This is a genomic window from Leptolyngbya sp. 'hensonii' (assembly GCF_001939115.1).
In the GTDB taxonomy this organism is placed as follows: domain Bacteria; phylum Cyanobacteriota; class Cyanobacteriia.
In genome coordinates this window covers 18,309-42,962 of the sequence record NZ_MQTZ01000059.1, presented here as the reverse complement: position 1 = coordinate 42,962, position 24,654 = coordinate 18,309, and the positions used below count along the sequence as shown (strand labels likewise).

21 protein-coding genes are annotated in these 24,654 nt (G+C 55.3%); 8 read left to right on the top strand and 13 right to left on the bottom strand.

Going from position 1 to position 24,654, the window contains the following annotated elements; translation table 11 throughout:
* Window positions 1–53: 53 nt before the first annotated feature.
* The 5 genes from BST81_RS24810 to radC form a co-directional block, all read right to left on the bottom strand.
* Window positions 54–434, bottom strand: coding sequence for a response regulator (locus tag BST81_RS24810; protein WP_075601200.1), 381 nt, complete (start codon window positions 432–434; stop codon window positions 54–56).
* Window positions 403–2,646, bottom strand: a complete 2,244-nt coding sequence (locus BST81_RS24805; RefSeq protein WP_075601199.1) for a PAS domain S-box protein — start codon at window positions 2,644–2,646, stop codon at window positions 403–405. The genes BST81_RS24810 and BST81_RS24805 overlap by 32 nt, the downstream gene beginning before the upstream one ends.
* The gene (locus BST81_RS24800) at window positions 2,591–5,029 is read right to left on the bottom strand and encodes a response regulator (RefSeq protein WP_075601198.1); all 2,439 of its coding nucleotides are present in this window, start codon (window positions 5,027–5,029) and stop codon (window positions 2,591–2,593) included. The genes BST81_RS24805 and BST81_RS24800 overlap by 56 nt, the downstream gene beginning before the upstream one ends.
* 54 nt (window positions 5,030–5,083) lie before the next feature.
* Entirely contained in the window at window positions 5,084–6,139 is a 1,056-nt protein-coding gene (locus BST81_RS24795; protein ID WP_075601197.1) for a hypothetical protein, read from the bottom strand.
* 81 nt (window positions 6,140–6,220) lie between these two features.
* A complete protein-coding gene (radC, locus tag BST81_RS24790; RefSeq protein ID WP_075601196.1) occupies window positions 6,221–6,955 on the bottom strand; it encodes a DNA repair protein RadC in 735 nt (244 codons plus the stop codon).
* A 123-nt stretch (window positions 6,956–7,078) separates the two neighbouring features.
* On the opposite strand from radC, the gene BST81_RS24785 reads away from it, so the two are divergent.
* The 5 genes from BST81_RS24785 to BST81_RS27770 all read left to right on the top strand — a co-directional run bounded on the left by BST81_RS24785 (window position 7,079) and on the right by BST81_RS27770 (window position 11,598).
* A complete protein-coding gene (locus tag BST81_RS24785; protein ID WP_075601195.1) occupies window positions 7,079–8,044 on the top strand; it encodes an acetamidase/formamidase family protein in 966 nt (321 codons plus the stop codon).
* Entirely contained in the window at window positions 8,041–8,883 is an 843-nt protein-coding gene (locus BST81_RS24780; RefSeq protein WP_075601194.1) for a sulfite exporter TauE/SafE family protein, read from the top strand. The genes BST81_RS24785 and BST81_RS24780 overlap by 4 nt, the downstream gene beginning before the upstream one ends.
* 59 nt (window positions 8,884–8,942) lie before the next feature.
* Window positions 8,943–10,034, top strand: a complete 1,092-nt coding sequence (locus tag BST81_RS24775) for an ABC transporter substrate-binding protein (RefSeq protein ID WP_075601193.1) — start codon at window positions 8,943–8,945, stop codon at window positions 10,032–10,034.
* Window positions 10,035–10,037: 3 nt separating this feature from the next.
* The gene (locus BST81_RS24770) at window positions 10,038–10,775 is read left to right on the top strand and encodes an HAD family hydrolase (RefSeq protein WP_075601192.1); all 738 of its coding nucleotides are present in this window, start codon (window positions 10,038–10,040) and stop codon (window positions 10,773–10,775) included.
* A 127-nt stretch (window positions 10,776–10,902) separates the two neighbouring features.
* Window positions 10,903–11,598, top strand: a complete 696-nt coding sequence (locus tag BST81_RS27770; RefSeq protein WP_143780490.1) for a PepSY domain-containing protein — start codon at window positions 10,903–10,905, stop codon at window positions 11,596–11,598.
* Between the two features lie 57 nt (window positions 11,599–11,655).
* On the opposite strand, the gene BST81_RS24755 is transcribed toward BST81_RS27770, so the two are convergent.
* Complete coding sequence (locus BST81_RS24755) at window positions 11,656–12,732, bottom strand: ABC transporter ATP-binding protein (RefSeq protein ID WP_075601189.1); 1,077 nt, start codon at window positions 12,730–12,732, stop codon at window positions 11,656–11,658.
* Between the two features lie 259 nt (window positions 12,733–12,991).
* Between BST81_RS24755 and BST81_RS24750 the strand changes: the two genes are divergently transcribed.
* A complete protein-coding gene (locus BST81_RS24750; RefSeq protein ID WP_075601188.1) occupies window positions 12,992–14,623 on the top strand; it encodes an iron ABC transporter permease in 1,632 nt (543 codons plus the stop codon).
* On the opposite strand, the gene BST81_RS24745 is transcribed toward BST81_RS24750, so the two are convergent.
* The 3 genes from BST81_RS24745 to BST81_RS24735 are packed head-to-tail and all read right to left on the bottom strand — an operon-like array spanning window position 14,620 to window position 19,037.
* Window positions 14,620–16,458 (bottom strand): TolC family protein, encoded by a 1,839-nt coding sequence (locus BST81_RS24745; protein ID WP_083637075.1) that lies wholly within the window; start codon window positions 16,456–16,458, stop codon window positions 14,620–14,622. The genes BST81_RS24750 and BST81_RS24745 overlap by 4 nt on opposite strands.
* A 24-nt stretch (window positions 16,459–16,482) precedes the next feature.
* Entirely contained in the window at window positions 16,483–17,664 is a 1,182-nt protein-coding gene (locus tag BST81_RS24740; RefSeq protein ID WP_075601186.1) for an ABC transporter permease, read from the bottom strand.
* Window positions 17,661–19,037, bottom strand: a complete 1,377-nt coding sequence (locus tag BST81_RS24735; RefSeq protein ID WP_075601185.1) for an efflux RND transporter periplasmic adaptor subunit — start codon at window positions 19,035–19,037, stop codon at window positions 17,661–17,663. The genes BST81_RS24740 and BST81_RS24735 overlap by 4 nt, the downstream gene beginning before the upstream one ends.
* A gap of 172 nt (window positions 19,038–19,209) precedes the next feature.
* Here BST81_RS24735 and BST81_RS24730 point away from each other — a divergent pair, with 172 nt between their 5' ends.
* On the top strand, window positions 19,210–20,862 hold the full coding sequence (locus tag BST81_RS24730; RefSeq protein ID WP_216351450.1) for a SpoIID/LytB domain-containing protein: 1,653 nt from the start codon (window positions 19,210–19,212) through the stop codon (window positions 20,860–20,862).
* Window positions 20,863–20,876: 14 nt separating this feature from the next.
* On the opposite strand, the gene BST81_RS24725 is transcribed toward BST81_RS24730, so the two are convergent.
* The gene (locus BST81_RS24725; RefSeq protein WP_143780489.1) at window positions 20,877–21,176 is read right to left on the bottom strand and encodes a hypothetical protein; all 300 of its coding nucleotides are present in this window, start codon (window positions 21,174–21,176) and stop codon (window positions 20,877–20,879) included.
* Between the two features lie 41 nt (window positions 21,177–21,217).
* Window positions 21,218–21,796 (bottom strand): hypothetical protein, encoded by a 579-nt coding sequence (locus BST81_RS24720; protein ID WP_143780488.1) that lies wholly within the window; start codon window positions 21,794–21,796, stop codon window positions 21,218–21,220.
* Window positions 21,797–22,156: 360 nt separating this feature from the next.
* Between BST81_RS24720 and BST81_RS24715 the strand changes: the two genes are divergently transcribed.
* On the top strand, window positions 22,157–22,717 hold the full coding sequence (locus BST81_RS24715) for a Uma2 family endonuclease (RefSeq protein WP_075601182.1): 561 nt from the start codon (window positions 22,157–22,159) through the stop codon (window positions 22,715–22,717).
* Here the strand turns inward: BST81_RS24715 and BST81_RS24710 are convergent.
* A complete protein-coding gene (locus tag BST81_RS24710) occupies window positions 22,714–23,352 on the bottom strand; it encodes a response regulator transcription factor (RefSeq protein WP_075601181.1) in 639 nt (212 codons plus the stop codon). The two genes, BST81_RS24715 and BST81_RS24710, sit on opposite strands and share 4 nt — an antisense overlap.
* 9 nt (window positions 23,353–23,361) lie before the next feature.
* A complete protein-coding gene (locus BST81_RS24705) occupies window positions 23,362–24,564 on the bottom strand; it encodes a sensor histidine kinase (RefSeq protein WP_075601212.1) in 1,203 nt (400 codons plus the stop codon).
* Window positions 24,565–24,654 lie beyond the last annotated feature (90 nt).

Sequence of the window (24,654 nt, the reverse complement as noted above, 5' to 3'; positions counted from 1 at the left end):
CGGAAGATGTTGAGGAACTTGTGAGGAAATCGGAAAAATTTGTAAAGACGTATTCAAAGTGACCATCCCAGGGCCGTGGCAATCTGTCCAGCCAGTTCCAGGGGGTTGAAGGGCTTCGCGATCGTCGCCCGCACCCCTAACCGGGTATAGCGCTGGCGATCGGACGCCTGCACTTTAGCCGTCAACAGAATCACCGGAATATGGCGGGTAGACCCTATTTCCTGCAATTTCTGAAAGGTCGTCAATCCATCCATATCCGGCATCATCACATCCAGCAGAATGGCATCGGGCTGCTCGGTTGCGGCTCGGGTAATCCCCTCCTGACCAGAACTGGCCGTCACCACTTGCCAACCTGCAACAGTCCGCAAGCAGATCTGGGCAACCTCCTGGATATAGGGCTCATTATCCACAACCAGGATGCGTTTTTCCGTCATGCGTTACCTCCTCTCCTGCGGGCAAGGTAAAGAAGAATGTGCTTCCCTGTCTGAGGGTGCTTTCGACCCAAATTTGGCCACCATGCTGTTCGATGATACTGCGGCAGATCGCCAGCCCCAACCCCGTCCCCTCCTGGTTGCGGGAGTCCGAGGCATCCACCTGCTGAAACCGCTCAAAGACCGTTTCCAGTTTATCAGCGGGAATCCCCCGCCCCTGATCTTTAACGGTAAACAGGACATGGGAAGGCTCCCCGCCCCTGGTATCCATCCCCTGAGCCATGCTCCAGCTCACCTGCAGCCATACGGTACTGCCCTGGGGGGAGAATTTGATGGCATTGCTCAGTAGATTGGTAAGGGTCTGAATGATGCGATCGGAATCAGCCCACAGGGTTATGGAAGTCGCCGAGACGGACAGTGTGATATTGGTCTTATCAGCCATGGGCTTCATTGTATCGATCGCTCTCGTGATTAAATCTGCGGTGTCACACTTTTGTTTCTCCAGGGTGACTTTCCCCGACTCCATCCGTTCAATATCGAGGATGTCGTTAATCAGACGGACCAGCCGATCGGTACTATCCACGGCAATTTGCAGCAGGCGCTGACTGATTTCCGGTTGAGCCTGGAGCAGACCACTGGCCAACATGCCCAGGGAGCCATGGATAGAGGTTAGCGGCGTCCGCAGTTCATGGCTGACCACGGAGATAAATTCATCTTTCATCCGTTCCACAATCTGGCGTTCTGTGATGTCCTTAAAGCTGATGACAGCTCCGACAATGGTGTCCTGGGTGCGAATTGGGGTACTCACATATTCCACCGAAAACGTGGAGCCATCCTGGCGACGAAAGCGCTCATTGGTGGCCTGGTGTCGGGTTCCAGCTCGCAGGGAGGTGTAAATCGGTAAAGCTTCCAGGGCCATGGCATCCTGGGTTTGGTCGGTGGGCAACAAGATGGAGATCGATCGACCGATCAATTCATCGATTTCGTAGTCGAGAAATTTGGCGGCAGCAGGGTTCACAAAGGTAATCTGACCCTCTAGATCCAAGCCGCAAAGTCCCTCACCCACAGAATTCAGCAGTAGTTCATTTTGACGACTGAGTTGTTCCATCGCTGCTTCTGCAGCTTTCCGTTGGGTAACGTCCCGCAGAATCACTGTAAAGATCTGGTCACCACCCAGGTCCAGGCGAGAGATGGAGGCATCTGCCGGGAACTCAGAGCCATCTTTGCGCCGTCCAAAAATTTCCCGCCGTTCCCCCATGCGGCGAGCCTGATGGGGGGCATGGGAAAACTCCGCCACGTGGCGTTGATGGGATTGCACATAACGTGGGGGTAATAAGCAGTCGAGGGGTTGGCCCAGCACTTCAGTCGCAGCGAACCCAAAGATGCGCTCTGCTCCCCGATTAAAGAGAGTGATGCACTGAGCCCGATCGACCGAAATAATGGCGTCATCCGCAATTTCTAAAATGCCAGCGAACCGGGCCTGGGATTCTCTCAGGGCGGCTTCCACCCGTTTGCGTTCATCCAACTCCAGTTGGAGGCGGCGATTGACAGTGACTAATTCTGCTGTGCGTTCTGCCACCCGAAGTTCTGTCTCATCCTTGGTTTTGCGGAGCGCCTCCTCCACCTGCCGCCCTGCAGTGGTTGCGGTGACCAGATCCTGCAATTGACGCCTCAGATCCAGCTCTAACGCCACTTGGTGGGCCAGATTACGCAAGGTCTGCACCTGATGGGGCTGGAGATCATGGGGGGCCTGATCCAGGGCACAAAGGAGACCGAGGGGATGTCCTGCGACTGTGATGGGTACCCCAGCATAGAATCGGAGGTGGCTATCCAGCCAACTGAGGGAGTGGGGCTGGAACCGTTCATCTGCGAGCACATCGGGAATCACCACCACATCAGCCTGGGCCAGGGTATAGACCCAGAAAGGGGAGGTGAGCGGAACTTCCAGGGTGGAAGTTCCCAGGCTGGCTTTGCACCACAGTCGCTGGCCATCCTGAAACCCAAGCAGTCCGATCCTGGCTTCACAGACTTCGGCAACCAGGCGAGCCAGGTTATCAAACACAGGTTCGGGCTCTGTATCTAGAATCCGATACTGGTTAAGAACTGCCAGACGGGCCGCTTCATTTTCAGGCATGGGATGATTCATGGAACTGCAGGCTTCAGGCAGACGATCGTTTTCGGAGGGGAGTCGGGTGGGCTTCAGGCAGATCCGCATCAGCGCTTCTTGCTAGGGCAATGTGCTTACTCAGACGATCGCTGCCTCTGGTCTCCGCTATCGCCCGACAGAGGGCAGCATCTGCTGCCCGGTAAAGGGTGCGCAGATCGGTACCATCTTCGGGATACTGGGCCACACCAGCAGTGAAAGTAGCCCGGAATCTGATACATTCCTGCAGGGCATCATTGGGAGCACCGGGGGCCGAAAATTCTTCCCGATGGAAAGCAGTTAGTACCTGCAGTAAGCGTTGCAGGCCATCTTGCCGATTCAGGCCAAAGATCCCAATGATAAATTCTTCTCCTCCCCAACGGGCGACCACATCTTCGTCCCGGAAAGAGCGTTGCAGCAGTTTACCCAGCTGATGCAAAACCGCATCCCCAGTCCCATGACCATAGCGATCGTTAATTTGACGCAAATGATCCAGATCTAGAACCACAAAACACAGAGGCTGCTGGTGCTGTTCTGCCAGCTTCAGGGATTGCTCCAGTAAGTGACTGGACTTTTGCCGATTCCACACCCCAGTCAGGGGATCGGTATCAGCCAGACGACGAAGAAATCGGGTGCGTTCCAGGCGACCCAGAATCCGGGCCACCAGTTCTGGTCCGGCAAAGGGTTTGCTGACAAAATCATCCGCTCCAGCAGCAAAGACTTGATTCACGATCGCCGTGTCTGTATGGGCTGTTAAAAACAGGATGGGCAGGCTATTCCAGCGCGAATCGTTGCGGACGATCTGGCAGAGTTCAATCCCACTCAGGTGGGGCATGACTACATCCAGAATCAACAGATCGGGGGGAGCAGCCTCCAAGGCTTCCCAAAACAATTTGGGATCCTCCAGGGTGGTCACTTTCAACCCCCAGGGTTCCAGCAGAAGTTGCAGGGTGGCCAGAATCTGGGGGTCATCATCCACAACCATAATGTGGGCCGTGCAGTTATCTCCCTGTCGCAGCATCTGTAGCACGGCCTGCAGAAGTTGCTCTGGGGATGCCGGTTTTTGCAGGAAAGCCTGTCCCCGCCGACGAACGACTTCTAACCGATCCACCAGATGACTCTGGGCCGTGAAGACCAGCACGGGAACAGGTGGAATCTGACGATTCAGCTCGGTTAACAGGCTGAGACTATCCGGGGAGATGGCCAGATCGAGCAAGGCTCCATCGGGCCGCTGCCGGGCGATCGCGGCTCTGGCCATGGTAGGGTCATTGACAACCTCCACGCACAGTCCCCAATTGTCGGCTTCCTGCAACAAAAGGTTGACGGTGCGATGGTCAGAGTCAATCACCAGCAGCAGTGGGCGATCGCGGTTCACCAGGGTAGTTGGTTTTACCACCATCAATCCGTCAGGTTGCTGGGTCATTGCCTGCCGCAAACAGCCGACCCATTCCTGCATCTGCAGGCCCTGCTCAGGGTTTCCTGTCTGATTGACCTGGAGAGAGTCCTCAATCTTCCGAGCCACTTGGGAAGCTTCCGGAAAGCCAAAAGTCCCCAGGCATCCTGCCAGGGTATGGGCTTCCTGCTGGGCCTGCTGCTGCAACTCCTGGGTCAGGCTACATTGGGTCAGGGCTGTCGCCGCCTGCCCCAAAACTTCAACCTGGGCATAGATGCGGTCTTTGAACTGCTCCCAGACCCCCGCGATCGCAGCCAGGGTCTGCTGTTGAATAGCATCTCCCGGAGCTTCAGGTTTTGCTGTCTTAGCACTGGAAGCCGAGAGGGACTCCAGGGGTTTGAGCCGATACCCGATGCCGTACACCGTTTCAATCAGATCAGCCGTTGCCCCCACCGCCTTCAGTTTTTGTCGCAGCCCCTTGATATGGGTGCGCACAGCCTCCTCTCCAGGGGTCTCTTCAAACGACCAGAGGTGATCCAGAATTGCCCCACAGCTAAACACCCGCCGATTGTTCCGCAGGAAGAGTTCCATCAGGGCATACTCCTTGGGGGTGAGGGAGAGGGTCTGGGTGCCATAGGTTGCTTTACAGGTGCTGGGGTCCAGACAGAGATCGCCCCATTCCAGAACAGGCCCACTGGTCAGGCTACTACGCCGCAGCAAGGCCCGAATCCGGGCAACGAGTTCTTCCGGATCGAAGGGTTTGCCCACATAATCATCGGCACCCGCATCCAGCCCGATCGCCTTCTCGTGGCCACTATTGCGGCCTGTGAGGAGCAGAACTGGCATTTGATGGCCCTGTGATCGGAGTCGATGGCAAAGGCTGATCCCATCCAGGCGGGGAATCATTACATCCAGCAGGATCAGGTCATAGTTGAAGGATTCAATCAACTGCCAACCCGCCTCCCCGTCTGTGGCAGACTCTACAACGTAGTTTAGGCTACTGAGGATGGTTTTCAGTGCCTCGATCGTCAGCTCATCATCATCGACAACTAAAACTCTCATATTCAGGTTGCGATCGTGGTTGCGGGAATCCTCCCACCAGGGTGGCTCCTTATCTTAACCAATAGGCAGGAATGAGATTGTTGGTTCTTGATCAATCACACGAAACCTGGCACTCCGAGAGGCCTTCTGGCAGCTGACTAGATCATAAATAGTCACCCCAATACTGTAATCTCCCGGTGGGGCATCCTGATCAATATCTACATTGCCGTAAGGACCTTGAGCGATATCCTTTTCCAGGAGAAGCTGACCCCGCTTACCCAAAAGCCTTTTTTTATCGATCAGGATTTTGCCCTCTTCCTCCCTCACTTGCACATCAATTTCCAGATGGTGCAGGCCATCCTGGCCCCGCTTGAATTTACCGGTATTCTTCAAGATCAGGTACACAGTTTCTCCCTGTTTGAAGACATTGTTAGCGATCGGTTCCAATACCGGTTCCTGCTTTGAGCCTCCGGTTCTTCTCGCCAGAACTGCCTGTTCGACCGTGAGCTTTTCGACTGCCCGATCGGGATTACAAGTCCTTGTCTGATTTTTAGAGTTGCCTCGAATCGGTTTGGGTCGTCGGGTGGCTGTAATGCGAAACGGCACCGTGCTGATTGCTTTCTGGCAGCCGATCAAATCATAAATGGTGACCACCATAATGTACTTTCCTGGTGGGGTATTCAGGGTTGTGTCTAAGTTGCCATAGGGGGCCGGAGCGATATTGTTCTCCAGGTCTACCCGCCCCTTTTCCCCCAGAAGGCGCTCCTTCATGAGCAGAATCTTCCCGCTCCCATCCTTCACGGCCACATCCATTTCTAAATGGTGCATCCCCCCTTCGCCCCGCTGAAATTGCCCTGTGTTCTTGAGGATGAGATAGACCGTGTCCCCCTGCTTGAACAGACTATCGTCATCTGGTTTTAGCAGGGGAATGCCCTCGGCATCGGTCCCTATTTTTTGGGCTAGTATAGCCTTTTCCACTTTGAGGGTTCTGCTTGCTTGGCGGAGATCACAGAGTGCAGTCCGTTGCCCAGGGAAGTTGTTGATGGGGGAGGCGACAGCCAGGGTTGGCAGGAGAGACAAGGCCAGGTGAACAACGGTCGAGATCGCGGCAGCAAAAGGAGAGACTCTCATATCTCAACATGAAATACCCATCTCAATTGTGAGTCCGATCGATGCTTTCTGTATAGGTTTTACCCAGTATTCATCTGCTGTCTATTGATCCCCCTGGGGATTTTCCTCCCAGAGGGTTGTCGTTTGCCGGAGACTGCGGTGTTCGCCATTGCCCAAGATCAGATGGTCCAGGATGGGAATGCTGAGCAGTTGGGCCGCAGAGAGCAACTGACGGGTCAGGGTGATATCTTCCGGACTCGGTTCGATCACGCCTGAGGGGTGATTGTGGGCAATGATGACCCGGGTGGCATTCTGCCGGATCACTTCCCGGAAGATGTCGCGGGGATGGGCCAGGGTTTCCGTAGCGGTGCCGATCGTAATCACCTGGGTGCCGATCAGCCGATGCTTCACATCCAGCAGAAGCACCGCAAACTTTTCCTGGGGCTGCCACATCAAGTCATGGCTGAGGGCTGCTGCCGCCGCCGCCGGACTGTCCAGAATCGTGCGATCCAGGGGACGACTTTGAAAGACCCGCTTGCCCAGCTCGATCGCGGCCAGAATGGTCGTTGCCTTGGCTTGCTTAATTCCTGGGATTTGCATCAATTCCCTGGCACTGATATCCCTTAACACATCCAGGGGATCCCGCTGATGCTGACTCAGTTCTTTCAGAATGTGTTGTCCCAGGCCGATCGCTGATAGTTTTCCTGCGCCCTGGCCAGTCCCGAGCAAAATTGCGATTAGCTCAGCCGTCGAGAGACTTTTGGAACCCTGTTGCAGCAGACGTTCACGGGGACGTTCACTGACAGGGAGTTCGGCCACTTTCAGAGAATAGGTCATGGGCAATGTTCAGGGGGCATCCAGAAGCGAACTGCTATCCATTCTATGAACTGCAGCATTGCCTGAAATTCTGGTAATGTCGTAGTTTCTGTCCCACAAACAGCCGAATTGTACTGAGTATCCATGGCCCATCACGTCTTAAAGGCTACTCCAGCGACAGTCCATCTGGGAGGCTTCTCTGCCCAATTACCGCCAGTGCTGACGGTTGACTCCGGCGATCGCATTACCGTCGAAACCTACACCGGTTTTTACCTCTGTGATCGGGCTCCAGCAGAGTTTCTCACCCCTGAGCTGGTGGCAATCACTCAGCAACTCCCCCCTGAACGGCGGGTAGGACCAGGCCCCCATCTGCTGACTGGGCCGATCGCGGTTCGGGGGGCAGAGCCGGGGGATACCCTGGAGGTCCGGCTGGAGGCGATTACTCCCCGGTTAGCCTTGGGGTTCAATGCCATTCGTCCGGGCTGGGGAGCCTTGCCGGAGCAGTTTTCCCAGGCCGCTCTGCGGTTTATCCCTCTAAATTTGGCGGCAGGGTATGCGGAATTCCCACCCGGCAGTGGGATTCGGATTCCGCTACAGCCCTTCTTTGGGATTCTGGGGGTGGCTGATGGCGAGGGGGGTCGATCGTCCGTCCCCCCGGGTCCCTACGGGGGGAACATGGACAACCGGGAATTGCAGGCCGGTTCCCGGCTCTTCTTACCCGTACTGGAACCAGGAGCCCTGTTCTCGATCGGGGATGGACATGCCGCCCAGGGAGACGGAGAGGTGAATGTGACCGCGATCGAGACCTCCATGAATGGCACCATTCAACTGATCCTGCGGCAGGGCTGGGCAATGCAGGGACCGATCGCAGAGACACCCACCGATATCATCACCATGGGGTTTGCTCCGACTCTGGATGAGGCGTTTGAGCAGGCTTTGACGAGGATGATCGAGTTTCTGCAACAGATGACGCCCCTCTCTGCCGAAGAGGCTTATGTGCTGTGCAGTCTGGCGGTGAACTTTCATATTACCCAGGTCGTCAATCATCCCCAGAAGGGGGTCCATGGTCTGTTGCCTAAATCTATTCTGCCGGAGGCCCTGCCGCTTTGATACTGACGAAGGGGTTGCTACTCCTGGCGGGTGGCCTGATTGCTGGAATTCTGGCCGGGTTTTTAGGCATTGGGGGGGGCACCATTCTGGTGCCGCTGTTGGTGGCTCTAGGGTATACGCCAGTAAAATCGGTGGCAACCAGTGGTCTGGCCATTCTGATCACATCTACGTCTGGCACGGTACAGAATTATCGCATGGGGCTGATTCATCCCAGGCGAGTGTTATCCCTGGGGCTCCCAGCATTGCTGACCGCTCAGGGGGGAGTCTGGTTAGCTAATTTAACCAAAGGTAAACCCTATGTGCTTCTGGCAGCTTTTGGCCTCTTGTTGTGGTTGAACATTTATCTGATAGAGCTAAAAAACCAGTTGACTCTTGCCAGAGGGGAAGGGGAGGAGCGCATTGTGGATGGGGCCGGAAACCCGATCGAGCCGATCGCTGGAGGGACAGTACCCCGGATACATCCAACGATCGCCCGCTTAGGGACAGGTGGAGCTGCCGGACTTCTGGCAGGATTGTTCGGTGTGGGCGGCGGGGTGATTATGGTGCCTTTGCAGATGCTCTTACTGGGAGAACCCATTAAGGTGGCGATCCAGACCAGTTTAGGGGTAATTATTATCACGGCGATTTCAGCCTGCATTGGGCATACCTTGAGCGGTAATATTTTACCCGTGGAAGGGCTTCTGTTAGGAGTAGGGGGATTGTTAGGAGCCCAGATCAGTACCCGACTCTTACCCAGATTGCCAGATGAGATCATCAGTTTGGCGTTTCGGCTCTTCCTGGGGATTCTGTCGATCTATATTTTCTGGCAGGCATGGGAAAACTATAGGGGTTCTCCCTGACTCAGGTCAGGGGAACCAATCGCCCAATTGGGTTGTGTAGTTGAGGAATAGGGGGAGACATGACACGGATTGAAGTTTGGCCGGGTATGGCTGGGATGGGTCGCCGACGGTTTCTGCAGTACGGCGTCCTAGCCGCCGGTAGTAGCATTGTTGCAGCCTGCAGCAAGGGCGAAGAAGAACCACCAGCCAATGCTCCCGCACCGGGGCGCAGTTCTGGTAAAACGCTGGATAGGATTACCTTTGGCACCAACTGGTTTGCCCAGGCTGAACATGGGGGGTTTTACCAGGCAGTCGCTACCGACATCTACAAAGATCACGGCCTGGATGTGACGATTAAAATGGGCGGTCCCCAGGTGAATGGCACCCAATTGCTGATGGGTGGGGCGATCGACTTCTTCATGGGCTATGGCTCTGAAGCGATCAAAGCCATTCAGGAAGGCATTCCCAAAGTGACCGTCGCCGCTATTTTCCAGAAAGATCCGCAAGTTTTGATTGCCCATCCCAATACGGGCCATGACAAACTGGAAAGCCTTAAAGGAGCCCCAATTTATATTTCGACCTCAGCCCGTACCACCTACTGGCCATTTCTGAAGGCAAAGTATGGGTTTACAGATAGTCAGGCCCGGGTCTATAACTTCAATCCGGCTCCGTTTTTGGCGGACAAGACCTCAGCCCAGCAAGGATACCTCACCTCTGAACCCTATGCCATCGAAAAACAGGGTGGCTTCAAGCCAGTCGTGTTCTTGCTGGCGGATTTTGGCTATACCTCCTACACCACGACGATCGAGGCAACGCGCAAACTCACCGAGGAGAAACCTGATCTGGTGCAACGATTTGTGGATGCTTCCATCAAGGGCTGGTACAGTTATCTGGAAAACCCTGCTCCGGCCAATGCCCTGATTAAAAAAGATAATCCCAACATGACGGATGATCAGATTGACTATGGTCTGCGTAAGTTGAAGGAATACGGCGTGATTATGTCTGGCGATGCAGAGGCCCTGGGCATTGGAGCTATGAACGAAGCTCGCTGGAAAGCCCTGTTCGAGAGTATGGTCCAGGCAGGGATCGTCAAGGCTGAAACGAAGTACCAGGAGGCATTTACACTGAAATACGTGAACAAAGGCGTGGCGTATTACAAAGGAAAGCAATAGCCCATGGATTATCTCGCCCTGGCAACAGATTTTGACGGTACCCTGGCCACCGATGGCAGAGTAGAACCGACCACTCTGGATGCACTGAAGCGCTGGCGGGCTTCCGGACGCAAGTTAATCCTGATTACAGGCCGCCAGATGAGCATCCTGCTGGAGCCCTTTCCTGACCTGCCCGTCTTCGATTGGGTTGTGGCTGAGAATGGAGCCTTACTCTACAACCCGGCAACAGGCGTAGAAAAACCTCTGGTGGAGCCCCCCCCAGAAGAATTCTTCCAGCGGCTGCGCGATCGGGTCACGACAGAGGCCAGCACCCGATCGCCCCAGGATCCCCTCTGGGAGGAATTTACCCAACTGAGTCAGGATCCAACTGTGCGACTGGTTTCCCGGGGGCGCGTCATCGTAGCGACCTGGAAACCCCACGACCAGATCGCAGCAGAATTGATTCAGGAATTGGGCCTGGATCTGGAAATCATCCTGAATAAAGCAGCGGTGATGATATTGCCCCGAGGCGTGGACAAAGCCTTTGGCCTCCGAGCGGCCCTGCAGGAATTAGGGATGGGGCCAGAACAGACGATCGGCCTGGGGGATGCCGAAAATGACACGGCCTTTCTAGACCTCTGTGGTCTCTCCGTTGCCGTTGCTAACGCCCTGCCAGAACTCAAGCTGCGCGTGAAGCGGGTCACCCAGGGCAGCCGGGGAGCTGGGGTTGTGGAGACGATCGACCAAATTTTGGGCGCGTAAGGTTGCTCCCTTGCAGGAATACGAGAACCACCCTTTTAGTTGACGATAGTTCTCAATAAAGTTTAGGATGAATTTCAGGTTTCTCATCATTATTTGCAGAGACCTGCGGCACTTCCTGTCAAACGCTGTGAATAAGTCTCCTGCCCCATTCCTGCAAGCCTTAAAACCCATTCTGTTGCTCTCCGTGGGGTTACATGGCCTGCTGCTCTTCCTGCCCATGCCCATGAACCAGGAAACTCCTGTGCAGGCAGCCCCTCGGAAACCTTTGAAAACGATTAAGTTGACCCCTCTCCCCAGGATTTCCCGCATTCAGACTCATCCTCAACCCCAACCCAGAGTGATTGAGCCTGCCATCCCTTCCCCCATCATCCGTTCCCAGCCCCCAATCGTCCCCTCCCCTACCGTCCAACCCTCCCCAGAAGTTATTCCGCCTGTAGCCAATCCCACACCCACTCCAATCCCCACACCCGCTCCAAGTCCCCTACCGACCCCATCCCCCACTCCCCTAGCCGACCTGATCCGGCTTCCCCAGGCTCAAGCTGCCTGCAACGGTATGGAAGGGTGCTGGCAAGTCGAGGATACCCAGTGGCGATCGATCGCAGGCAACCTCAAGCAACGGTTACGAGATCAGGGCATGGAGCTAGCTGAACTCGATCTGGAAGACGATACGGGGTTGCGTGTCTACGAAGTCAGCAAAGATGGCAAGTTGCAGTATTACCTGAACCTACTCTCCACCGATCGGGGCACCATCTACGTCCTCAATCCCCGTCAAATGAGCCGGGCCGAGCTAGAGAGCGCCATCGGCTCCCCCACCCCCCTGTAAAGACGCGATAAATCGCGTCTCTGATATCCCAGATATCCCATCTGTGATATCGCTGCTCTACCGAGGAAACACCCGGCAACCCGATCGGTCCACCCCCACCTGCACCCGCGATCCGATCGACAACGTTTCCCCCATTCCCGTGCGGACATGCAACTCCTGCCCAGACGGCGTCAACAGACAGTACCGTTGTTCCCGGCCCAAGAACTGGCGATCGCGCACGATCAGCGGCCCCTGCTCATCCGCTTGCAGAATCAAGTCTTCCTGCCGAATCATCAGGTCCGCCTGCAGGCCAGACTCCACCGATGCATCTCCGACAGCAAAACTGCCCGCTTCCGTCTGCCAGACTTGATTCTTAAACTCTGCCGGGATGAAATTAGCCTGGGTAACAAACTCAGCAACAAAGCGAGAAACCGGTTCCTGGTAAAGCGCCTCGGGGGTGCCCAACTGTTCAATGCGCCCCTGACGCATCACCGCCACCCGATCGGAGATGGACAGCGCTTCCTCCTGATCATGGGTAACAAACACCGCAGCCGTACCCGCCGATTTGAGAATCGTGCGAATCTCTTCCCGAAGCCGCAGCCGCACCTGCACATCCAGATTACTCAACGGCTCATCCAGAAGCACCAGGGCCGGTTGGGGAGCCAAGGCCCTGGCCAGAGCCACCCGCTGCTGTTGTCCGCCCGATAGTTGATGGGGATAGCGCTGCTCCAACCCAGCCAGCCCCACCTGGGCGATCGCCTCTAGCACCTGCTGTTTCACCTGGCCGGACGTTACACGCTGCTTGCGTCGCCGTTGCTGCAGACCAAAAGCCACATTTTGAGCCACCGTCAGATGGGGAAACAGAGCATAGTCCTGAAATACCATCCCCACATCCCGTTTCTCTGGCGGAATCCAGGTGGAACCACCGGCAACCTGTCGATCAGCTAGCACGATCGTACCAGTTTGGGGACGCTCAAACCCGGCAATCAGCCGGAGCAGGGTGGTTTTGCCACAACCGGAGGGACCGAGTAGAGTCAGCAATTCCCCCGGTTCCAGAGTCAGGGTAACCTGATCTACGGCAGGGGGGAGCGATCGGGAAAACCGACGGGAAACCTGTTCTAAGAGCAGGATAGGGGATGGGCAGAAAGTTGCCATAGGCAAGACATATTGAGAATAATCATCAATAAATTTCATCCTATAGTAAAGTGTTCTAGGCGTAATCAGTAGTGAGCCCAATCGTTGGTTGTTAGGCCCAACCACAGAACCACGATCGGGTAGAGGCGGGATACATCGCGCCTCCCTACAGCAGGTAGAACCGCAATACACAGACGCGATACACAGACGCAATACACAGACGCGATACACAGACGCAACAAATTGCGTCTTTACCGGGTTAGAGGAGAGAGAGAGGGAGATGGGCATCAGGTTTTGGAGCGGGTGGACGACGATCGTGACCCTGATCGCCCTCCTGCTGGCGGTGCCAGTGCTATTTGTGCTGGCAGGGTTGGTGACCGATGCCGGGGAGATCTGGCAACATCTAGCCGCAACCGTGTTAACCCGCTACGTAGCCAATTCTCTCTGGCTCATGTTGGGGGTTGGTTTGGGGGTTCTGGTCCTGGGAACGGGGACGGCCTGGTTGGTAACGATGTGTCAGTTCCCCGGTCAGCGGATTTTTGCCTGGGCCTTGCTGCTGCCTTTCGCAGCCCCCGCTTATATTCTTGCCTACACCTATACGGAATTATTGGAATACTACGGCCCGGTGCAGAGCCAGTTGCGACAGCTCTTTCACTGGGAAAGCGCTCAGGATTACTGGTTTCCCAATGTGCGATCGCTCTGGGGAGCGATCCTGATGTTGGTGCTGGTGCTCTATCCCTACGTCTATCTGCTGGCCCGTAGTGCCTTTCTCTCCCAGGCTGTGAGCCTGCTGGAGGCCAGTCGAAACCTGGGGTGCAATCCCTGGAATAGTTTTATCCAGGTGGCTTTGCCCCTGGCTCGACCCGCGATCGTGGCTGGGTTGGCCCTAGCTTTAATGGAAACCCTGAATGACTATGGCACGGTCTATCATTTTGCAGTGGATACATTCACCACAGGGATTTACCGCACCTGGTTTGATCTGGGAGAACCCAGAGCTGCCGTCCAACTGGCTGGTGTGCTGCTGCTGTTCATTGTGGTGTTGATGGGGGTTGAGCGCAGGTCGCGGGGGCAATCCCGTTATTACCAGAGCAGTAGCCGACAGCAGCATCTGCCGAGGTATTCCCTCGGGTGGATCGGGGCGATCGGCGCTACGGTAGCCTGTCTCCTGCCGATCGCCCTGGGGTTTGTGGTGCCAGCCGCCATTCTGGTGCAGATGACCCTGCAGGAACCGAATCAGGCTTTTGGGGAACGCTTCTGGGATTGTGCCAGCCATAGTTTGCTGCTGGCCGGTCTAACTGCCGGACTGGCAGTTGGACTGGCCCTGATCCTGGCCTATGGCGTTCGCCTCCGGTCTAACCTGGCAATGCAACTGGCAGTTCAGACGGCGGCTCTGGGTTACGCCGTGCCCGGTTCGGTGATTGCGGTTGGGGTGCTGGTGCCGATCGGTCTTCTGGACAACACCATCAATGCCTGGATGCAGACCCACCAGGGATTTTCCACGGGACTACTGTTAAGTGGAACGATCGGGGCCTTGATCTATGCCTATCTGATTCGGTTCCTGGCCGTGTCTCTGGGGGCAGTGGAATCGGGGCTGAGCAAGATTAAGCCTAGCCTGGACGATGCCGCCCGCAGTCTGGGCCACGGGTCTCTCAGTACGCTGCGGCAGATCCATGTGCCCCTCCTGTGGAGCAGTCTGCTCACGGCCAGCATCCTGGTGTTTGTGGATGTGATGAAAGAGTTGCCCGCCACCCTGATTATGCGGCCCTTCAACTTTGAGACCCTGGCTACCCAGGTCTATCGTCTGGCCTCTGACGAACGGTTGGCGGAGGCTGCTGGTCCGGCCCTGGCGATGGTTCTAGTGGGATTGTTGCCCGTTCTGCTGTTGAGCCGACAGTTGAACCGATCGGGCTAATTCTGACTTTCAACTCTGATGTTCCAAGTATTGAGGGTAGTCCCGATCGTCTGTTCCAGCAGGGTGACTGCATTGAGGTAGCGGATAATGGCGGCCAGTTCATCGTTTTTCGCCTGGACTAACCGATCCTCAAAGTCCAACACATCTTTCACACTCACCCCTCGGCCACCAAGCTGCAAGCGCTCTCGCTGAACGGTTACAGTCTGCTCTGCTAGTTCTCGAACACGGCGGGCATTTTCCACCTGTTGCAAGCTCAGGTTAACATCCCGGCTACGATTCCGAACTGTTACGGTCAGGTTTTCCAGCGTTTCTGCCCGTCGGTTCTCTGATTGCTGGAGTTGAATCCGGCTACGCTCCACAGCCTGGTCCAGGGCTAGATTGCCAAACTGGCGCGTCAGAACCAGGGCTACTGTTGTGGTGTTGTTATTCGCGGTGACGTTATTGAAGTTGTTGCCGAGCGTCCCTACCAGATTTAAGTTCCACTCACTATTATTCTGAGCCAGCAACAGGTTGATTTTGGCGGCTTCAATCTGGAGAAGCGATTGCAGATAGTCGGGATTATTGGCCAGGGCAACTGGCAGCAGCCGATCCGCCTCTGCCATGATTGGTTGCCGCAGGGCTGCTGGTTCGATCGCGACAGGGGTCAACTTCTGATCTATACCCAGAATCTGCAAAAGATTGAGGCGGGCTGCTGCCAGCCGCCCTTCAGCATCCTTGAGCTGGAGTTGCTGGCGGGCCAGATCGGCTTCACCCTGCAGGGTATCCACCCGCGCCCGTCGGCCCGCCTCTACCAGAGCTTGAACATAGGCCAGGTTGTCCCCGGCCCGTTTCAGAGCCTGTTGCTGGATTATCCATTGTTCCTGGGCTTCCAGCAGGGTGCGATAGGTCTGGATAGCAGTGGTGATGGTACTGATCAGGGTAGCTTTGAGCAGAAGCCGATTGGCCTGCTCCTGGATCCGGGCCAGATTGATGGGGGCCAGGGTCACATCTGCCCCAAAGCCCCGCAGCAGAGGTTGCACCAAACTCACCTGCAGATCCTGACGAAGGGTATCGAGGGTCGGGTTGAGGGACTCATCCCGCAGCGATCGAGTGGCTCCGATCGTGATACTAAATTGGGCTCCGGTGGGCAGAAGCATCGTAGCTCCAATGCGGGCATCCCCCTGTCCCGCCTCCGTGACAACTCCGCCGATCTCCAGGCGATCGTAACGGGCCTCAATCCGGGGTTCAAAGATGGGGTTGAAAATCCCCTCGGCTACTTCCAGATCCCGCCGATCCAGAAGACGCTGCAGGTAAGCATTCTTCAAGGTTTTGTTGTTCTGGAGAACCAGAACCACCGCATCCCCAAGCTGCAGCGGTAGTTCCCGTTCCGTGGGCAGGGAGACTTGCTTGGTTTGGGCCAGAGCTGGGGCTGCTGCCGTCAGGGTTCCAGCTTCCAGCTTGAGTTGAAACCATGCTGTGGGTGTGGGGTCTGGGAGGATGATAGTTCCGGCCAAATTTCCCTGCACCCTGGCTCCAGAATCGAGTCTGAGTTCGGGAACGGAAGAATCGATCGATCTCCCCAGGGGGTTAGGCATCCGGGAGGGATTGCCTGTTAACACTTTGAGCAGATCTGGCTGTTGGCGAGGAAGGCCGGAAAACGGGTCCAGGGATATCTGGGCTTCCCGGAACGGGGGATTGGGCTCCAGTCTGCCTTCGGCAGTCACAGGCGGCTGAACAGGCGATTGAACTGCTGGGCGATGCCCTGTGTGCGACATCAGGAAATAGGTGCCAGCAACCCCCAGAACTGCCGAACCAAATCCCACTGCACCCGTTACCCATAGTGATTGGTGTGTCATTCCCTCACCTGTTGTTGGATCTGTTTAATCCGATCGCAATGCCTGAACGGGGTCCAACCGGCTGGCCTGCACGGCTGGCACGAACACGGCCCCTATTCCCACAGCCAATGCTGATCCCAGGGCCAGTGCTGCGGTTTCTGCATCGAACTGATAGGGCAGATCAAACTGTTTGGCCACAAAAACTGTCAGCCCATGGATAGTGACGATCGCAGCTACCCCACCAATCAGGCTGAGCATGACTGCCTCCAGGATGAACTGCAGCATAATCTCTCGCTGGGTAGCTCCGATCGCCCGTCGCAGACCAATTTCTGGTGTTCGTTCAATCACCGCTGCCACCGCAATATTGGCAATCCCCACTCCGCCAATTAACAGCGCAATCATGCCGACCACTAGCAACGCCCGCGAAGTCAATTCCAGGGTTTTTCGTTGGGCTAGAATTTCCCTGACATTGTTGAAGGTGTAGGCTTGAGAGCCGGGATAACGCTGGAGCAGTTGCTTCTCTACGGTCTCTTGAAGAGATTCGATATCCTCCAATTTCCAGGGCCGCACCTGAATCGTGTCGATTCCGGTTGAGTTCGTCAGGGCGTTCCGTAAGGTGATGGGCAACCAGAACCCTCCTTCCGGTTTTGCGCCTTTCCGCCAGACTTTGGTATCAACCACACCGATCACCGTGAAAGGTTGTCCGGCAATAAACACCCGCTGACCGATCGGATTTTGCGCCTGGAACAGCTCCTTCGCCGTAAACTCATTGATCACCGCCACAGAACGGTAGTAGTCGTAATCCGTCTGGCTAAAGAACTTGCCTTTCAGGATCTTCTGTCCAGAGGTGAGCAGGAAATCCTGAGAAACCCCCTCGGCAGAAATTCCCTTCACTTCCCGATCCTGATAAACCACAGAGCCATAGTTGATCGAGGCCACAGCACTCAAGGCCCTGGCTCCCTTCAATCTCTGTTTTAAGTACTGGAGATCCTCGAGTTTCAGGGAGCTGCCATAGAATTCCGAGTAAAGATAAATCCCCACCTGGGGTGCAATCTGCTGGGCCAGTTGCCTTTCAATCACGGCATAACTGATGGTTCTAACCTGCAGGGTGGCATTCACGGCAGCCACTCCCATAAACACTCCCAGAGTCGTCAGCCCCGATCGCAATAGATTGCCTCGCAAGGAGAGATAACAGAGGCGCAGAAGGTCCAGGGGGGCCAGACTCATGGCTGCTCCTGGGAAGACTTAACCCGCATCCCTGGTTTTAAAGAGCTCTCTCCACTGACGATCGCAACCTTTTCACCGGCCTGCAAACCCCTCGTGATCTCAACCTCCGTTTCCCCCTCCAGACCCAGAACAACTGGACGCTGCTGAACCTTGCCCTGGTGATCCAATACCCAGACAAAGGACTTCCCTTCCTGTCGCTGAATCGCGTCCAGTCCTAGCTTGACCACATTGCGTCGCTCTGACAGAATGATTTCGACACTGACAGTACTGCCTGGAATTAGCTGTCGGGAAGGACGATTCAGGCGCACGATCGCAGTCACTTTGTTCTGTCCTCCTTCCCCTGGTCCACTGCTACCCTGCTGACTGCCTGCGCGGGCAATGCGGGCAATGGTTTCCACCCGACCCTGATAAATCCTGGCATCCGGACCAATCACACTGATATTGGCGGCTTGTCCACGTTTCACCCGGCGGGCTTCCAGCGTCGATAGCCCCAATTTAACGATTTCCCGATCGGGATCGCCCAGGGTCAGCAGTTCATCCTCCGCTTCCTTGACAACATCCCCTTTTTTGACCTGCACATCCAGGACTATGCCCTCTGTGGGGGCAATGATGATACTCTTCTGCAGCTCGCGCACCACATTGCCTCGTTCTAGCTCGGCAGACCGCAATTCCAGTTCTGCTTTCTGGGCATTCAGTTGGGCATCGGAAGTTTGCTCCTGAAATTCGCGACTGGTGCGCTCCAGTTCTTGCTGTTTCTGCTGTTGTCGGAGTCGGCTGGCCGTCAGATCAGTTTGAGCCCGCTGGATCTCTGCCTGGACAGACCGCAATTCATCTCGGGTACTTTCCAGCTCATTGGCAGCGATATAGCCTTTATCCAATAGCTTCTGATCATTTTGAAACCGCTTCTCAACGCCAGCCAGTTTCTCCCGAGTTCGGACAATTTCCTGTCGTTTGGCTGTGACTTCAATTTCCCGTTCTCGTAACTCAAGCTGGAGATCAGCCAGCTTGCCTTGGGCTGCGGTGACTTTGGCCTGACTGGCCTGCAAGTCGATCGCCTGCTTTTGCAATTTCAGATCCGTTTCAGCCAGCTTCGTCTGTCGCTCCAGATCCCGCAGGATGATCAGTTCCTGACCCGCTTGTACCCGATCGCCCACCTTGACCAGTACAGCTTCAACAACGGCATTATCTCGAACTTTCAGGGGTTGCTGATTCTCCAATTCGACCAAGCCACTCAAGGGCAGGGGAACAATCACATCTCCCCGCTGTACAGTTTGTACCTGAGCTTCTACTTCTGGCTGGCCTGAGGAATGCAATCCCCGGAAAGTCAACCAGCCTCCTGCAGCAATTACAACCAGTAGGACCAGGCGAATCATCCATTGGCTCCGTATTTTCACTGGTTTTGGGGTTGATTCCACGTCAGTAGATGTAATGAGAATGCAAAATCGGCTACATCATATCTCTCACATCTTTGAGGTGGCAACGATCAGGCGAAAGCAATCCCAAGATGCTATCTTCTGAATCAGAGGGTTACAGATTGGATGAGTTGTGAACGATCTTTGGCGACTACGGAACAATACTTTCATTGCGATCGGGCGCACAGTCTTGCGGCCCTATGGTCTGGCCACGGCTATTCTGACAACCTTTGGGGTGGTGGGATTATCCAACCTGACGGGTACGGTTCTGGCCCAAGCTGAACCGGTGCTGCAGGTCGGGGTGGTGCAGCGATTCGGGACCCAGCCCACAGATAAGCTCACCCTGGAACCCCTACCGGGCGATCGGTTGACCCTGCGCTTCCAGGATGGCAACAAACAAACCAAAACCCTCACGGCAACTAGCCTGAAACTGGAGATGGCGTATCAACCCGTAGCCGCTCCTGTGTTAGAAGAACGAATTATTTTCAGTACCCACCGCAGCTTTGAAAGTGCTGAGGATGATGCGAATCGCTGGCGGGCCAAAGGGATTGAGGTCGAAGTAGCCCAGCCCCAACGCTGGCAAGTCTGGGCCAAACGGGAAACCTACAATACTCCCCTGCTGCGCCGGTTACTGCTGCAAAGCCTGGAGTCTCAGGGGGTGCAGGCCCAACTGGAAGCGAAGGAAATCCGGCAAATTCCCTGGGTGTCTTGGGTGGTGAATGGCTATCGCTACAATCGAAATGAACTGGACATTAAGTCTGCCAACAATATCATTCGGGTGAAGCAGGAAACGGCTGAGGAGAAAGTAACTCGGACTTATCTGGGGCCTTTGCGGGTGCAACCCAATGCCTATGGGACTTACACCCTGGTCAACCAGGTGCCGATCGAAACCTATCTGCGGGGCGTGGTTCCCCATGAAATTGGCTTGGCAGCTCCCCCAGCCACGATCGAAGCCCAGGCGATCCTCGCCCGCACCTATGCCCTGCGCAACCTGCGTCGTTTCCAGATCGATCAGTATCAGCTCTGTGCCGATACCCAATGCCAGGTCTACTGGGGGTTGCAGGGAGCCCAACCCAAGACGGATCGGGCGATCGCGGCCACCAAAGGTCTGGTACTGACCTACAACAATGAACTGGTGGATGCGCTCTACTCCTCCACAACCGGGGGAATTACTGCCCCTTTTGCCGATGTCTGGAATGGCCCCAACCGCCCCTATCTCAAAGCTGTGGTTGATTCCGTCAGTAATGTTTGGGATTTGTCCCGCTACAGTCTGATGGATGAGAAAAATCTGCGTGTGTTTCTCAGTCGTCGTAAAGGGTTCAATGAGGATGGCTGGGACCGCTTTCGCTGGAACAGTGCCAGCACCCTGCCGGACCTGACCCGCGATCTCCAGAAGTATCTGACCAGTATCAAGAGTCCCTATGCCAAACTGAATGCGGTTCAGAAGATTCAGGTGGTGCAGCGATCGCCCTTTGGGCGCGTGCTGAAGGTGGCCGTCACAACCGATGTGGGGGTGGTGGAAATTGAGAAGGACAATATCCTGAATGCTCTTTATCCACCGACCAGTACCCTGTTTTACCTGGACCCGATGTATGAACCAGGCACCAAGATTCTGAAAGGATACCGCTTTGTCGGTGGGGGGATGGGCCACGGGGTCGGCCTGAGCCAGACGGGCTCCTATCGGTTAGGGGAACTGGGCTATACCAGCCGCCAGATCCTCAGCTTCTACTATCCGGGAACCCAGTTGCAGCCCATCAATCCCACGATCGTCTTCTGGAAACCCTGACCGGCATATCTGGATCAGTTCTGGCGCTGTTCCAGCCAGCGTTCGAAGCGGGCTTCCTGCCGTTCAATCATGCTGAACAACCGATCGGCAGTCTGAGCCTGTTGTCTGGCGACTTCAGCCAGTTGCCGGGTCGTTTCACCCAGTTCCTTGAGTTGCTGCAGCTCTGCCATGAAGGCAGCATGATCCGCTTCCGTCTTCTGACGAGACAGTTCAATGGACTGACGCATCTCCACTAACCCTTCGGTCAGGCGAGCTAACTGGTCTTCGATCCGATCGGAGGCGGACATAAGCTGATGCAATGGCTCATCTGTCATAGTTTATCCCATGAGCTGGCTGGACTGTATGCCAGAACAGGCTATTTGGGCAAACCGGTCAGACAACCGGCCTGGTTGAATCGATCGCGGATTTGTTGATCTACAGAAGCTTTTAATGGTCCCCGGTTGCCATACTCGTACAGATAGGGATGGTTATTCTGGACAAAGGCTGCCCCCAGAAAATCGCCCTGGCGCACCAGAATGGAGAAGGCTTCCGTCTGAATCTGACCATTGGCGATCGTGCCGAAGGAGAGAGACAAGCCATTGTCTCTGATGGATGCGGGAAGTTCATGTTGAACAATACAGACGCGCCCCCTGGTGCGAGATGGATAGATACTCTTGGTTTCCTCGATCGCCCGCCATTCTCCTAAAAAGGGAGCGACGGCTGGATCCAGGGTTGACCAGGCTTTAACCAGGGTGGCCAGCCGTTGCTTTTCGGCTGTGGTGCGCTGATTCCGATAGGGACGACTGTTCTGCACGGTTGCGATCCGGCTTTGCAGGGGTGTGATGAGACTTTCCAATTCCTGGGGCGTAGGATAGCGCTGGGTTTGGGCCAGAACAGGGTGAATAGTGCCCCCAATCATTAAACTAAGGGCAAGAATAGAAGAACGGTGCATCATGGCTATGGGTTCAATAGGGAGAACACCTGTTACTCTGGCAAAAGCGGATGGGTGTTTCCTTCCGCTGTCTGATGGGGATTTTCCAGCCGTTTGCGGGTAAGACAGTCTGCTTGCTCTAGATGCGGAGGCTTCGATCGTCCTGGGTTCTCATAGGGTTTTTGGCTAAGGATCGTGGATTTAATAACTCCGAAATTTTCAGCCCTCACCCCCAACCCCCAACCCCTCCCCCTCTCCCAGCGGGAGAGGGGGCAGGGGGGTGAGGGCAATCAGGAGTTTATCGGTGTTATTTAATTCTCATTCCTAAGGAGATAACTGATGTCTACAGGGATACAGCCAGTAACAACAGACTCATCAACCAATATGTCTGAGAGAAAAGTCTGGACAGATGAAGCATTCATGGCACTTCCAGAAGACGGATATCGCTACGAAATTGTGGATGGAGAACTCATTGCCGTGGGAAACTCAGGGGCATTGCACGGTTATGTTTGCAGTACATTGATGATTTTGCTTGGAGGATATATTCGTACCCAAAAGCTAGGAGTTGTCTTAGACTCCAGCACTGCCTTCAAGATGAAAAGTGGCAACAAACGTTCCCCCGATATTGCCTTTTTTTCCAAAGAACGGCTGCAAGGGATCACCGAACTACCCACAGGCTTTCTAAACGGTGCGCCTGATCTCGCCGTTGAAGTGCTGTCTCCCGGCAACACCGTTGAGGAGATTCATGACAAACTCGTTGAATACTTCGAGAATGAAACTCGTTTGGGGTGGGTCATTCACCCTGGAGAACATTACGTACTGGTCTATCGTTCTGCCGAAGAACCCGATCGTCTGCTCAAATCTGTCGATACCCTAGACGGTGAAGAGGTAATTCCCGGATTTAAGCTGCCGGTAACTGAACTATTCCAAAAGCTCTCATTCTAATTCCACAGATTTTTGCAAACCAGAATTGCCAGTTGGGTGCGATCGCGCAGGTTTAACTGGCTCAGGATATGGGTGATGTGATTCCTGACCGTTTTTTCCGCGATGAACAGGGCCTGACCAATTTCCCGGTTGCTGGCTCCCTGGGCAATCAGGCGCACAATGTCCTGTTCTCGAGGGGTTAGCTCCTCCCATCCTGGTGGCTCGGTGGGGGCTGGAGTCTGGGGTTGGGTGATCGCCTTGGGGGCCAGCCCCGGACCCAATTGGGTGTATCCCTTGTGGGCAAAGCGAATGGCCTGGGCCAGTTCTTCCAAGGGCGTGTCCTTGAGGAGGTAGCCTGAGGCTCCATACTGGAGCGCTTGAGTCACATAGACCTCATCGTCAAAAGTTGTCAGGATCAATACTCTGGCAGTGGGAAATTTTTGACAGATGGCACGGGTGGCAGCCACCCCATCCATTCCCGGCATCCGAATATCCATCAGGACCACATCGGGCTGCAGGGTTTCGACCAGGACGATCGCCGCCTGCCCATCTCCGGCTTCCCCCACCACCTCCAGCCCCTGATCCAGTTTCAGCAGGGCCTTCAGCCCCTGGCGCACCAGGCTCTGATCATCCACGAGCAGCAATCGAATGGTCATAAATGATCCTCAGGGCAACTCCTCCAGGGGGAAAACAGCCATAATGCAGCATCCGGCCCCAGGAGCCGTTCTAATCTCAAATGTACCTGATAGGGCCAGGGTCCGCTCTCCCATTCCCTGCAAACCAAAGCCTGTGGTGTTCTGGTTGGGATCAAAGCCTTTTCCATTGTCTTCAATCAGGACAGTGAGATGGGTCGTGGTTTCGACCAAAATCCTCACCTGTGTTGCGGCGGCGTACTTACAGATGTTCGTCAAAGCTTCCTGAATGATGCGGTAAACGGCCACTCTGAGGGGCGGCGATAGAGGCCGAGTAATCTGCAGTTGCACCTGGGGCAGGAGCCCGATCGTGCGCTCAAAATCCTTGGCCAAGGCGGCGATCGCCGCCTCTAGGGACTGGTTCTGCAGGGGGTCCGATCGCAGAGTGGCCACCGACTGCCGCACATCCCGCAACGCTGCTGTGCCCAACTGTCTGGCTGCCAGCAGGAGTTGCTGGGCCTCATCGGGCTGGGATTGCCACAGGCGCAGGGCGGCCTCCAGATGCAGATTGAACGCCGTCAGGGAATGGCCCAGGGAATCGTGAATCTCCCGGGCAATCCGGTTGCGTTCCTGCACCGTGGCCAGGGTTTCCACCTGCAGGGCATACTGACGCAGCTTTTCATTTGCGATCGCCAGTTGTTCCCGACTCTGCTTTTCCAATAGCACCGCGTTAGCCAGAAACTGCAAGAAAAATAGCACCAGACCAGCTAAAAGCAGACTGCTGAACCAGATGATTCTGAGCCATCCGGAATCCACCGGAACCATCGGCAAGGTCAGGTGCTGAAACCGATAGGTCTGAGTCAGAACAGACAACAGGAAAGCAATTCCCGTCACCAATAAGCCTGTGCATTGCCGGAACATGAAACAACTACGAATCACCAGCACAATGTACAGCAAGAGATACAGCCGGATACCCCCAACCAGGGACACCAACAGAATCAGCAAAATTTCCAGGCCAGTATACAGACCCTTAGACAGTCCGGAACGGGGAATCCTCAGGCCCATCAGGGCAAACAGGCCCAAGCCCAGCCAGTTCAGCCAGGAAAACCGAGGCAACTGATAAACGAAGAAGGGAGTCATCTCGCTGAGGGCGATCGTCAACAGCAGAATCCATTCCAGATAGACCAGAAAGCGTAGGGGATGATGGCGGGCATGGCTAATCAAGGCAGCATTCAAACTAGATTGATTCGAATTTATACCCCTACTGTACAGGCGTTGCATGCCTCGCTTCTGATAACGACTTTCAGGACAATTGTCCCGCTGCCT

Coding starts and splice junctions, on each gene's coding strand:
- BST81_RS24810 (WP_075601200.1), bottom strand. CDS start 434: ATGACGGAAAAACGCATCCTGGTTGTGGATAATGAGCCCTATATCCAG.
- BST81_RS24805 (WP_075601199.1), bottom strand. CDS start 2,646: ATGCGGATCTGCCTGAAGCCCACCCGACTCCCCTCCGAAAACGATCGT.
- BST81_RS24800 (WP_075601198.1), bottom strand. CDS start 5,029: ATGAGAGTTTTAGTTGTCGATGATGATGAGCTGACGATCGAGGCACTG.
- BST81_RS24795 (WP_075601197.1), bottom strand. CDS start 6,139: ATGAGAGTCTCTCCTTTTGCTGCCGCGATCTCGACCGTTGTTCACCTG.
- radC (WP_075601196.1), bottom strand. CDS start 6,955: ATGACCTATTCTCTGAAAGTGGCCGAACTCCCTGTCAGTGAACGTCCC.
- BST81_RS24785 (WP_075601195.1), top strand. CDS start 7,079: ATGGCCCATCACGTCTTAAAGGCTACTCCAGCGACAGTCCATCTGGGA.
- BST81_RS24775 (WP_075601193.1), top strand. CDS start 8,943: ATGACACGGATTGAAGTTTGGCCGGGTATGGCTGGGATGGGTCGCCGA.
- BST81_RS24770 (WP_075601192.1), top strand. CDS start 10,038: ATGGATTATCTCGCCCTGGCAACAGATTTTGACGGTACCCTGGCCACC.
- BST81_RS24755 (WP_075601189.1), bottom strand. CDS start 12,732: ATGGCAACTTTCTGCCCATCCCCTATCCTGCTCTTAGAACAGGTTTCC.
- BST81_RS24750 (WP_075601188.1), top strand. CDS start 12,992: ATGGGCATCAGGTTTTGGAGCGGGTGGACGACGATCGTGACCCTGATC.
- BST81_RS24745 (WP_083637075.1), bottom strand. CDS start 16,458: ATGACACACCAATCACTATGGGTAACGGGTGCAGTGGGATTTGGTTCG.
- BST81_RS24740 (WP_075601186.1), bottom strand. CDS start 17,664: ATGAGTCTGGCCCCCCTGGACCTTCTGCGCCTCTGTTATCTCTCCTTG.
- BST81_RS24735 (WP_075601185.1), bottom strand. CDS start 19,037: ATGATTCGCCTGGTCCTACTGGTTGTAATTGCTGCAGGAGGCTGGTTG.
- BST81_RS24725 (WP_143780489.1), bottom strand. CDS start 21,176: ATGACAGATGAGCCATTGCATCAGCTTATGTCCGCCTCCGATCGGATC.
- BST81_RS24720 (WP_143780488.1), bottom strand. CDS start 21,796: ATGATGCACCGTTCTTCTATTCTTGCCCTTAGTTTAATGATTGGGGGC.
- BST81_RS24715 (WP_075601182.1), top strand. CDS start 22,157: ATGTCTGAGAGAAAAGTCTGGACAGATGAAGCATTCATGGCACTTCCA.
- BST81_RS24710 (WP_075601181.1), bottom strand. CDS start 23,352: ATGACCATTCGATTGCTGCTCGTGGATGATCAGAGCCTGGTGCGCCAG.